This is a genomic window from Polymorphospora sp. NPDC051019 (assembly GCF_040683055.1).
Classification (GTDB): Bacteria; Actinomycetota; Actinomycetes; order Mycobacteriales; family Micromonosporaceae; genus Polymorphospora; species Polymorphospora lycopeni.
Genome location: NZ_JBFBCH010000026.1, coordinates 83074 through 91319, shown reverse-complemented (window position 1 = coordinate 91319; position 8246 = coordinate 83074). Strand labels below are relative to the sequence as shown.

Sequence of the window (8246 nt, the reverse complement as noted above, 5' to 3'; positions counted from 1 at the left end):
AAGCAGACCAGGCCCGGGAAATAATCATTCTTGGCACTGGCTTACAAGCACCCTGTTGAGTTCTCAAAGAACAAACACACACCAAACCCGAACCCCACCAACAAGCAGGACCCGAACCCGGGGCAACTCCTCTACGCTACCCGTCGCACTTGCCCGCGTCAACTCAGTGTTTCAAGTTGATCAAAGGTTTGCTTGACGGACCCCACGCTCACGCTCGCCATGACTTGGCGCTCGTTTCGAGTCGAAGGAGGATCCTGCAGCCCGGCCGAAGATCGCTTTCGCGTTTTCTCCGTCCGGCTCGCTGCCGGCCCCGCTACGCTACCTGGCCTCTGTTGCCGCGTCAAGCCCTGACTTTCTGGCCTTCTTCGACTCCATCTGACCCTCCCCACAGTGGCTCCCACCGGTAATTCCGGTGCTCCTCACTACGGGGAACCTGCAGAACCGGCCGGACCACCACTTTCGCGGTGTTCCCGCCCGGCTCCCTGCCGGCCCGCAGAACATTACCGAAGGCCCACGTGATCACAAAATCGGGGGGTGACCGTCGGCGGGCCAACAGTCCACATAGGTCCGGCTGGAGGCCGCGACCTTGCCCAGAAGGCTCATCCGACCCCGCCGTGCACGACGATCGCCGCGAAGGTCCCGAGCACGATGAACGGTCCGAAGGGCAGGTGTCCCGACCAACGCACCCTGCCGGCCGCCATCATGGCCAGCGCGCATACGGCCGACGCCACGAACGTGAGCAGAAGACCACCGACGAGAACACCCCAGCCGAGCCAGCCGAGCACCGCCCCGCTGCTCAGGACGAGCTTCGCGTCCCCAAGTCCGAATCCGCGTCGGCCGAGAAGGAGAGTGGACGCGGCGAACAGCGCCGCTAGGGCCGTACCCGCTATCAGTGCTCGCACCCATCGGGTCGGCTCCTCCCCCAGGAGCGCGGCAAGGGCCAGCAGGGCCCAGGTTCCCGCGGTGGCGGTCCAGGTGAGCCGGTCCGGCAGCCGGTGCACGGCGACGTCGACGAAGGTGAGTGCTACGGCGCAGCCCGCCCACCAGGCGAAGGCGAGCGTGGTCAGGATCGGTTGCCCGGCGAGGACGAGGCCCACCCCCGCGACGACGACAGCCAGCTCGACCAGCAGGGCAGGTGCGCCCACCCTCGTTCCGCAGCGGTCGCATCGACCTCTCGGCAGGAGTACACCGGTCCCGCCGTCCAGGCCGACCGGCGCGGCGCAGCTCGGGCAGTCCTGGCGTCGTGGCTGACCTGGCGGTACGGATTCGGTGGCCACCACGGCCCGGAGCAGCGGTGTCAGGGTGAGGATCCGGAGCAGACGTACGGACCAGCGGAGCGCGTCGAGGGGGCCGGCCTCGGACACCTCGGTGCGTTCCGGAGGTGGCCCCACCTGCGGAACAGTCCTCGATCGACGTACGGAACGATCACCATCAGTAGTTGGCCCATTGCGCTCCTGCGGCACCACGGGACCGCCGCCCGCAACCCCTGGCTCATCTTCGGAAAACGGCCACATCATGACTCTCCCTTGCATATCCCACCGTCACCACCGGCAGAGTGGCCGCTTTGCGAATCTCGAAGATCATGAAAAAGTGACCGTGGGTAATACCCGGCGGATTCAGCACAACTTTTCATGATCGTCACAGTACGTATTCCTCGTTTGTGACCTCTTCTGCACAAGCGTCGACCAGCCTATGCTGCCCCCTTGGGTGATGAGCTACCGCCGGGAAACATCTGCCGAACCCGGCGTTAGCGCGAAAAGGGTGGGGGAACGTGCGCCGCGTGGAGGGCGGCGGCACGCGATTCGGGCTATCGTCCGTAACGCGTAACAGGTAATCCAAGCCGACAAATGTGCAACGCGGAGACGCCTTGGCCCCCGAGCTGGCCGGAAGGCGACTTCCGCCGTACCCACTGAGTCGACGATACGTCTCTGGCCAGCCCTTATCCGGGCCGGACGGCTCATCCGAGCTGTCCGACCGGCGATGGTTCAGAGGAGGGAAAGGCCTTTGCGTAGACCGCATGTGGGTCGGCTTCGAGTCGGTCTCACCGCTGTCGTCGCCGTCTTCACGCTTGCCTCTTGCGGGTCGGCCGGCGAATCTGCCGATACTCCGGAAACCCGTGGCGACACCGGCGCCGCGCCTACTACGGACCCGCGTAAAGAGCAGGCCGCTGAATCCGCCCTGACCGCGTACGCCGGTTATCTCGCCGCCTCGAAGGCGGCCGAGTCGGTGCCCGATTACCAACACCCCGACCTGAGAAAGTATCTGGCCGATCCGTTGCTGACCCGGGTACGGCTTGCCATTCGCGACGTGAAGGACAACGGTGCCATGCGAACCGGCTCTCTTGTCTCCGATCCCACAGTGACCTTCGTCGACCTGGACGCGGTACCCCCGACCGTGTCCATCCAGGACTGTCTGGACGGCACCGGCTACAAGCTGGTGTACGCCAAGAACCGCAAGGAGGTTCCGGGCACCGCGAGCGGGCGATACGTCGCCACCGCGACCGCCAACCTCTACCCCGACGGACGCTGGCTGATCAGCACCGGTGCCGCACACCCGGACCAGCCGTGCTGACCCGGCGGTTGCTCGCGATCGGGGCGGGCCTCGCCCTGCTACTGGTCGGCACGCCGGTGCTCGCGGCGAACCCGAACGGTGGTGCGGAATGCCCACCCGGCCAGACCACCTGCCACGCGTGGGGCGGAGGTCCGGGCACCCCGGGAAATCCGGGTGGCGGCGGGAACACCGGCGGCGGCAACAGCGGTGGCGGTGGCAACCGGAAGTGTTACGACCAGGGGCGGGAGATTCCCTGCTACGACGACGTCCTCGGCTGGTGGAACCCGTCGGACGGCTGCCGCTACAAGCTTGCCGAGCCGCAGGGGTCGGATGTGCCGGCAGGCAAGACTCGCTACTGGCGCAGTTGTGCCGGCGGTGGCATGGGCAGCTTCGAGCCGGTGCTACGCGACTCGCCGCCAGCCGGCTTCGAGGCTCCGCCGTCGCCGGGCGACGTCGCCCGACGACTGCTCACGACCATTGAGATGAAGCGTCCGGTCATTTCCACCGCCCCCAGCGCCACCGGCGCGGGCTTGGTCGGTCTGCCGGTCTGGCTCTGGATTGATCCTGGGCAGGCCTACTGGGGACCGATCGTCGCAGAAGCTGAAGAACAGGGCGTATACGTCAGGCTCGAAACAAAGGCGCACAAAATAGTTTGGGACCTTGGTGACGGCAGCGATCCGGTCGTCTGCACGAACCCCGGTGAGCGCTACACCCCGGCCAAGGCATCGCAACGGCCTCCCTGCGGCCGCTTGTCCGGTTACCAGAAGTCGAGTCGCAACCAGCCTGGCGGCCGGTTCACAGTAACCGCGACGACGTACTGGGACGTGCAGTGGTGGAGCGGCACCATGACGGACACCTTCGAGGACCAGGAACGTACGAACTCGGTCAACATCCAGATCGACGAGTTGCAGGTGGTCACCGGATGACGCTCACGACGACGCGCAACGAACCGCTCGACGCCCCGATCGCACCACCCCGGGTGGTTCGCCAGCGCCGGATGCGGCCCGGCCTGCTCGGCCTGGCGGTGCTCCTGGTCGCGCTCGGCGGCCTCGGCTCGGCCTTCGCCGTGACGTCGGTACGCGCGACCGGCTCCTACCTCGCCATCGCGCGGCCGGTCACGGTCGGATCGGCGCTCAGTGCCGACGATCTGGTCACCGTGCAGGTGGCGGGCGGCCAGGGCCTCGTTCCGGTGCCGGCCGGCCGGATCGACGACGTGATCGGCAAGCGGGCTGTCGTGGGTCTGGCCGCCGGCACGCTGCTCACCATGTCGCAGCTCACGGATCAGCCGATGCTCGGTCCCGACCAGCAGCAGATCGCGCTGGGCCTCGCCGCGAGTGAGGTGCCGGCCCGGAAGCTGAACCCCGGCGACCGGCTGCTGCTGGTGAGCACGCCGGCGAAGAACAGCGAGGGAAACGCCCCGAGCACCCGCTTCGAGGCGACTGTGATCGACATGGCCGCCGACCGGAACAACGTGGTGCTCTACATCGCGCTGGCGAACCGTGACGTGGCCGCCGTGGTGGCGCTCGACGCCAGCGACCGGATCGCGGTCGTACTGACCGGGGCAGCCTGAGCATGGCTGTCATCGCCCTCGTCTCGGCCAAGGGGTCGCCCGGCGTGACGACGGCCGCGCTCGCCTGCGCGCTGTCGTGGCATCGCCGGATGGTCCTCGCCGAATGTGACCCGGCCGGCGGCTCGATCATGGCGGGTTACCTGGCCGGCGCCGTCGAGGGACCCCGGGGTATCGGCGAACTCGCCGTCGCCGAGCTTCGTGACGGCAACCTGGAGACCGACTTCTGGTCGCAGCTCATCGACCTGGACGCGCCCCGCCGGGAGCGGCTGCTGCTGCCCGGGGTCGTCGATCCGGCCCAGGCGGGCAGTGTCATCCCGCTGTGGCAGCGGTTCGCCGACTTCTTCACGGATCTGGAGAAGGGCGATCCGGCGTACGACGTGATCGTGGACTGTGGGCGGTTGCAGGTCGTCGGGCCGCCGTGGCCGGTGTTGCGGGCCGCCACGGTGGTCATGGTCGTCACCGGGGCACACCTGCCTGAGCTGTCCAGCGCCCGCGCCACGGTGAAGGCGATCCAGCGTGACTTCGCCGAGCATCGGGTGCCGCCCGGTTCGCTGCGGCTGCTGCTGGTCGGCGCCGGGCACAGCCGGGGCGAGATCAGCAAGGCGTTGCAGTTGCCGGTCATCGGGGAGCTGCCGCGTGATCCGCGTACCGCGGAGGTGCTCAGCCACGGCGGCACGGTGCGGGCCGGACGACCGCTGATGCGCGCGGCCGGGGCACTGGAGGTCCCGGTACGGGCGTTGCTGGACCGGCGGCGGGCCCGGCTGTCCTGGCCGGCGGCCATCGGGGAGGCACCGCATGCGGTTTGAGCCGGTTTCACATGATCCACGCAACGGCTCGCACGGTGCGACCTCGACGGTGCCGCCGGTTGCGAACGGACGGCACCACCCGCCGTCACCGATAGCGCCCGTCCTGCCCTCGCCACCGCCCGTCGCGGCGCCGCCGCCCCGGCCGCGACTGGACTTCGCCGTGGTGCGTGAGCTGCGTCGCGAGCTGAGCGAACGGCTCACCCTGTGGCAGCGCGGACGCGAGTTCACCGTCGACGAGGAGGATGTCGAGCGGGCCCGGTTGGCGGTGGCGGTCGTCGCCGAGTACGCCGACGCCGTCCGGCGGGCCGGCACCCCGATGCCGGCCGCCGAGGAGCGGGTGCTGCTCGACCAGGTCACCGCGGAACTCGTCGGGCTGGGCCGGTTGCAGACGTTGCTCGTCGACGACTCCATCGAGGAGGTGCACATCCTCGGCTGCGACCAGGTGCGGATCACCCGGCGGGGCGGTGGCGTCGACTGGGGTGACCCGATCGCCGACAGCGACGACGAGATGGTGGAGATCCTGCAGGCCGCGGCGCGGCGGGCGGGAGCCACCGAGCGGTCGCTGTCGACGTCGAAGCCGACCCTCGACCTGCAACTCCCGGACGGCAGTCGGCTGGCCGCGGTCTACCTGGTCAGCCACCGCCCCTACGCGGTGATCCGGAAGCACAACACCCTGGACGTGTCCCTCGACGACCTCGCCGGCGGCCGGTCCGACCTGGACGAGATGGTCGACGTACTGGTCCGCGACTTCCTGCGGGCGTCGATGCGGGCCGGGCTGAACATCATGGTCGCCGGGTTGGCCGGGGCGGGGAAGACGACGGTTGTCCGGGCTCTGATGAACGAGATCCCGCCGGACGAGCCGTACGTGCTGCTGGAGGAGAGCCGGGAGTTGCTGCCGGCCCGGCGGCTGGCCAAGCACCGGGCGGTGATGAGCTTCGAGTCCCGGGAGGGGCACGGCGAACGCGGACTGGACGGGCGGCCGGCCGGCGAGGTCACGATCGCCGACCTGATCCCGGTGGCGTTGCGGATGGGTGTGCTGCGGATCGTCGTCGGCGAGGTCCGGTCGCGGGAGATCGTGCCGATGCTCCAGGCGATGACCACCAGCCGGGGGTCGATGTGCACCATCCACGCCCGTACGCCGGCCGGGGTGAGCGAGCGGATCGTCGAGCTGGCGCTCGCGCACGGCCGGGAGATGACGGTCGACCAGGCCCGGCGGATGGCGGGCAACGCCCTCGACCTGATCGTCTACGTCACCGTCGAGGACGAGACCGCGATCGGTGGGCGCAAGCACCGCTTCGTATCGCACGTCGAAGAGGTCATCGGCGCTGCCGAGGGGAGCCGGATCAGCACGACCAGAGTCTTCGGTCCCGGCCCGGACGGGCGTGCCGTCCCGCAGCACCTGCCGGAGCGGATCCGTGAGCAGTTGCTGCGAATCGGCTACGACGCACGGATGCTGAGCCGTTACATCGAGGCCGGCACGGGGGCCTGGCGGCGGCCCCGGCACACCAGGGTGAGGCGGTCGTCGTGACGCTGCCCGCCAACATCGAACTGATCGCGGTGATCTCCGGTGCGGCCTGCGCCGGTGGCCTGGTGCTGGCCGTGGTCGCGCTGATCGGCACCAGCCGGCCGGCGGCTCCCCGGTCCGGCAACGAGTGGCTGCACCGGCTCTGGCTCGGTTCGAGCAACAACCGCCGTGACCAGCGCCGTCACCAGGCACTGCTGGCCGGCGCGCTGATCGCCGGCGCGGTCGCGTTCCTGCTGACCGGCCTGCCGATCGTCGGTGTGCTGGTCGCGATCGCGGTGCCGGGTGCCCCGTGGCTGTTCACCGTGGGGAAGGCGGAACAGCGAACCATCGCCCGGATCGAGGCCGTCGGCGAATGGACCCGCCGGCTCAAGGACGTCTCCAGCACCGGCCAAGGACTCCAGCAGGCGATCGTCGGCACGGTCACCAGCGCGCCGGAGGAGATCGAGGAGGAGGTGCGGCTGCTCGCCGCCCGCCTCCAGGCCGGCTGGTTGGGGCGTACCGCGTTGCTGGCCTTCGCCGACGACATCGGCGACCCGGTCGGTGACCAGGTGGTCGCGGCGCTGATCCTGCACCTGACCGACCGGGGCGAGCGGCTCGGCGACGTACTCGGCTCGATCGCCTCGGCGGCGGCCGCCGAGGTGGCGACGCGCCGCGAGGTGGAGGCGAAACGTACCCAGCCGCGGTTCGCGGTGCGCTTCCTGACCGGGATGACGCTGCTGGTGCTCGGCTACGGCCTGCTCAACCCCGAATACATGCAGCCGTACGGCACAGCGGGTGGACAGCTCGTCATGGTCGTCCTGGGCGGGCTGTTCGTCGCGCTGCTCGCCTGGGTGCGGTCGATGAGCCTACCGCCGAAGCCGGCCCGGTTCCTCGCCGCCCCGAGTGTCGACGAGGTGTTGCGATGATCCTCAACCTGCACCTCACGATCGCGGTCGTCGGGGGCGCCCTCGTCGGTCTCGGCATCTTCCTGGTGATCCGCGAAGCGCTGCCGGCCACTCCCGCGCTCGCCCCGGCTCTGCGCCGGCTGCATCAGCCGGCGACCGGCGGCCGGCAGTCGGTGAAGGGCGGCCGTGACCTGGAATGGCTCGGCGGGCTGACCCGTTGGGTCCGACCGCCGGTCCGGGATCTGGCCCTGCTCGGCCGTACGCCCGAGCAGTACACCCTGTCGCTGCTGCTCTCCGCCCTCATCGGGCTGGCCACCCCGGCGCTCGGCGCGGTGCTGCTGACCGCCGGCGGGGTCGAACTGCCGGTCACCGTCCCGGTCCTGGCGAGCCTCGGCGTCGCCGGTGCGATGGCGCTGATCGCCCACCGGGACGTGCTCGCCAAGGCGGAACGGGCGCGGCGGGAATTCAGCCGGGCGGTCTGCACCTATCTCGACCTGGTCGCGTTGCAACTGTCCGCCGCCCACGGGCCGGTGCAGGCCCTGGAACAGGCGGCGGCGGTCTGTGACGGCTGGGTCTTCGAACGGATCCGCGAAGCGCTACGGATGGCCCAGCTCCAGATGCACTCGCCGTGGGAGGAGTTGCGCGACCTCGCCGACGAGATCGGCGTACCGGAACTCGGCGATGTCGGCTCGATCATGCAGATGTCCGGCGCCGAGGGCGCCCAGGTGCACGAGACTCTCCGGCAGCGGGCCGACTCGCTGCGTGACCAGATCCGCACCGACAACCTCGCCCGGGCCGAGGCGGTCACCAGCCAGCTCGACATCCCTGGCGCGCTGCTGGTCTTCGTCCTCATCGGATTCGTCCTCTACCCGTTCATCACCCGGATCTGACCACTGCCCCGAAACCCTCGA

General features: G+C 69.5%; 8 protein-coding genes. 7 read left to right on the top strand and 1 reads right to left on the bottom strand.

Going from position 1 to position 8246, the window contains the following annotated elements:
• Positions 1-599 precede the first annotated feature (599 nt).
• A complete protein-coding gene (locus AB0M79_RS31755) occupies positions 600-1145 on the bottom strand; it encodes an A24 family peptidase (protein ID WP_364220961.1) in 546 nt (181 codons plus the stop codon).
• An 835-nt stretch (positions 1146-1980) separates the two neighbouring features.
• On the opposite strand from AB0M79_RS31755, the gene AB0M79_RS31750 reads away from it, so the two are divergent.
• From AB0M79_RS31750 to AB0M79_RS31720, 7 genes are read left to right on the top strand one after another with little or no spacing between them, the layout of a single operon-like run.
• On the top strand, positions 1981-2571 hold the full coding sequence (locus AB0M79_RS31750; RefSeq protein ID WP_364220958.1) for a hypothetical protein: 591 nt from the start codon (positions 1981-1983) through the stop codon (positions 2569-2571).
• Positions 2565-3476 (top strand): hypothetical protein, encoded by a 912-nt coding sequence (locus AB0M79_RS31745; protein ID WP_364220955.1) that lies wholly within the window; start codon positions 2565-2567, stop codon positions 3474-3476. Before AB0M79_RS31750 ends, AB0M79_RS31745 begins: the two co-directional genes overlap by 7 nt.
• The gene (locus AB0M79_RS31740) at positions 3473-4120 is read left to right on the top strand and encodes an SAF domain-containing protein (protein WP_357544426.1); all 648 of its coding nucleotides are present in this window, start codon (positions 3473-3475) and stop codon (positions 4118-4120) included. Before AB0M79_RS31745 ends, AB0M79_RS31740 begins: the two co-directional genes overlap by 4 nt.
• Before the next feature lie 2 nt (positions 4121-4122).
• A complete protein-coding gene (locus AB0M79_RS31735; protein WP_357544425.1) occupies positions 4123-4926 on the top strand; it encodes a ParA family protein in 804 nt (267 codons plus the stop codon).
• The gene (locus AB0M79_RS31730; RefSeq protein ID WP_364220952.1) at positions 4916-6454 is read left to right on the top strand and encodes an ATPase, T2SS/T4P/T4SS family; all 1539 of its coding nucleotides are present in this window, start codon (positions 4916-4918) and stop codon (positions 6452-6454) included. Before AB0M79_RS31735 ends, AB0M79_RS31730 begins: the two co-directional genes overlap by 11 nt.
• A gap of 2 nt (positions 6455-6456) precedes the next feature.
• Positions 6457-7356, top strand: coding sequence for a type II secretion system F family protein (locus tag AB0M79_RS31725; RefSeq protein WP_364220979.1), 900 nt, complete (start codon positions 6457-6459; stop codon positions 7354-7356).
• A complete protein-coding gene (locus tag AB0M79_RS31720) occupies positions 7356-8225 on the top strand; it encodes a type II secretion system F family protein (RefSeq protein WP_357544429.1) in 870 nt (289 codons plus the stop codon). The genes AB0M79_RS31725 and AB0M79_RS31720 overlap by 1 nt, the downstream gene beginning before the upstream one ends.
• The last annotated feature ends 21 nt before the right edge of the window (positions 8226-8246 follow it).